This is a genomic window from Bacillus sp. P4_D3 (assembly GCF_056401855.1).
The window spans coordinates 1-582 of the sequence record NZ_JBFUIN010001287.1 but is presented as its reverse complement, the minus strand read 5'-3'; the positions used below and the strand labels follow the sequence as shown (position 1 = coordinate 582).

At 34.9% G+C, this 582-nt stretch carries 1 protein-coding gene; it reads left to right on the top strand.

The annotated features are described in order from the left end of the window. Nucleotides 1-582: serine hydrolase (locus tag AC1DTM_RS30855; RefSeq protein WP_477001749.1), on the top strand; the 582-nt coding region annotated here is incomplete at both ends.

Here is a 582-nt window from a genome sequence, read left to right as displayed (position 1 = left end):
CGAAAAATAAAAGAAATACAATCTGGTCAAGTTGGAGTATCTGTTTACTCTACAAAATATGAAAATATAGTTGCCTCCTATAATAATAATCTTTATATTCCATTAGCATCAGCAGCAAAAGTGGCAATTGGATTTGCAGTAGCGAGGATGGTAAAGGACAAACAAATTAATTGGAATGATACACTTCATCACATTAAGTTTAATCCAAATGAGGATAGTGTACAGTTATATCCTCATTTACAAGGAAGAACTACATTAACACTTAGTAAAGCGGTTGAAGTAATGATAGCTTGCCACGACAGTTATATTGCTCACTCGGTTGTAATGCACTACGGAGGATGGGAAACTGTCAGAGAAAATGTTTTAACGTACTTTTCAAAGATTCATATACAGGAAAACCCTAGAGATGAGCAAAATGTCGGAGAGTTAAATCAAGTTCTTTCACTTTTAGTACATATTTTTCAAGGGTATAAAGCAGAACCAGAATTATGGGAACCCATTATTAGTGGAATGGTAAGGCAACAAGGTAATTATGAAGGGATACCGTATTATCATTTAGCGCATGTGACAGGTGGTTTATCC